The organism is Shinella sp. M31, assembly GCF_049199205.1.
Lineage (GTDB): Bacteria > Pseudomonadota > Alphaproteobacteria > Rhizobiales > Rhizobiaceae > Shinella.
Genome location: NZ_JBLZPH010000001.1, coordinates 15,598 through 17,783, shown reverse-complemented (window position 1 = coordinate 17,783; position 2,186 = coordinate 15,598). Strand labels below are relative to the sequence as shown.

General features: G+C 63.2%; 2 protein-coding genes. Both read left to right on the top strand.

Features of this window, described 5'->3' with window-relative positions; translation table 11 throughout:
- Positions 1-532, top strand: a 532-nt coding sequence (locus tag ACOZKU_RS00080; RefSeq protein WP_421577134.1) for a biotin--[acetyl-CoA-carboxylase] ligase, incomplete at its 5' end; no start/stop codon positions are given.
- 15 nt (positions 533-547) lie between these two features.
- Positions 548-2,186 (top strand): ribonuclease J (locus ACOZKU_RS00075; RefSeq protein ID WP_421577133.1); only part of this gene is annotated, 1,639 nt, incomplete at its 3' end.

Here is a 2,186-nt window from a genome sequence, read left to right as displayed (position 1 = left end):
GGAGCGGCTCGGCTCCCTGCCGTTGGCTGTTGCGGTGGCCGTGCAGGACGCCGTCAGCCGCGTCATGCCGCTCAATGCGCCGGACGTGCTGGTCAAGTGGCCGAATGATATCCTCATCGAGTGCCGCAAGATCTGCGGCATCCTGATCGAGGGTGAGACGCTGCCCGATGGCCGGCACGGCCTCGTCATCGGCATCGGCATCAATGTTTCCGTGGCGCCGGATGCCGGCCTCTATCCCGTGGCGACGTTGCGCGATTTCGGCGTTTCGGCTTCCCCCGACGAGCTTTTCGCCTATCTCTTCCAGTCGATGGCCGAAACGCTGTCGCTGTGGAACCGCGGACGCGGCATTGCCGCCGTCATGGAACGCTGGAAACAGGTGGCCGGCGGCATCGGGGAAAACATCACGGTCAATCTTCCCGACCGTTCTATTTCCGGGCGCTTCGCCGGAATTGATGATACAGGTCTCCTCAAGCTGGAGACGGATGACGGCGGCACGCGACTGATCGCGGCCGGCGACGTATTTTTTGGATAGGATTTTTTGAACGCGATGGCAAAAGAAGACGAACTGGTGTTCCTGCCGCTTGGCGGCGTCGGCGAAATCGGCATGAACCTGGCGCTCTACGGTTACGGCCCGAAAACCAATCGCCAGTGGATCATGGTCGATTGCGGCGTCACCTTCCCCGGACCGGATTTGCCCGGCGTCGATCTGGTGCTGCCCGACATCCGCTTCCTCGCGGAACAGCGCAAGAACCTCAAGGGCATCATCATCACCCACGCGCACGAGGATCACTATGGCGCGCTGAACGACCTCTGGCCCGGCCTCAACGTGCCGGTCTATGCCTCGCCGTTCACGGCCGGCATGCTGGAAGCCAAGCGCGACTATGAGAAGAGCCGTGTCGATATTCCGGTGACGATCTTCAAGCAGGGCGACCGCATCAATGTCGGTCCCTTCGAGATCGAGGCGATCGGCGTCAACCACTCTATTCCTGAGCCGATGTCGCTGGCAATCAAGACGCCGCTCGGCACCGTCATTCATACCGGCGACTGGAAGATTGACCTTGATCCATCGCTCGGCCCGCTGACCGACGAGACGCGCTTCCGCAAGCTCGGCGACGAGGGCGTGCTGGCGCTGATCTGCGACAGCACCAATGCGGTGCGCGATGGCGTCTCGCCCTCCGAGCGTGAAGTGTCGGAGAGCCTGACGAAGATCATCGAGGCCGCCGAGGGCAGGGTGGGCATCACCACTTTCTCGTCGAATGTCGGCCGCATCCGCTCCATCGCGCAGGCCGCCGAAGCCGCGGGTCGTGAAGTGCTGCTGCTCGGCAGCTCCATGAAGCGCGTGACGAATGTCGCGCGCGATATCGGCCTGATGGAAGGTTTGAAGCCGTTCATCGAGGAAGACGAGTTCGGCTATATTCCGCGCGACAAGGTCGTCGTCATCCTGACGGGCAGCCAGGGCGAGCCGCGCGCGGCGCTTGCCAAGATCGCCCGCGACGAGATGCGCAACGTCGCCTTCACGGATGGCGACACCATTATCTTCTCCTCGCGCGCCATTCCCGGCAACGAGAAGGCGATCAACGATATCAAGAACGGTCTGATCGAGCAGGGCATCAACATCATCACCGATGCCGAGGCGCTGGTGCATGTCTCCGGCCACCCGCGCCGCAATGAGCTGCAGCAGATGTATACTTGGACACGCCCGAAGATGGTCGTTCCCGTTCATGGCGAGGCCGCGCATCTGGTGGCCCATGCCGAGCTGGCCGAACAGTCCGGCATCGGCGAGGTGCCGCGCGTGCGCAACGGCGATGTGCTGAAGCTCGCACCGGGCGAGCCGGAAGTGGTGGATCATGCGCCCTTCGGCCGTATCTTCAAGGATGGCAACCTCATCGGTGACTATGACGAAATGGGCATCGGCGACCGCCGTAAACTCGCCTTCGTCGGTCATGTCGCCGTCAGCATCCTGCTCGACAGCCGTTACGACTTCCAGGGTGACCCGGAAGTCGAGCCCTTCGGCCTGCCGCAGTTCGACGACGAGGGCGAGGATATGGGCGACACGCTCTATGACGCCGTGCTCGGCGCCGTCGAGAGCATTCCGCGCGCCCGCCGCAAGGATCTTGAAATGGTGCGCGAGGCCGTGCGCCGCGCCGTGCGCTCCACGGCAAACGAGATCTGGGGCAAGAAGCCGG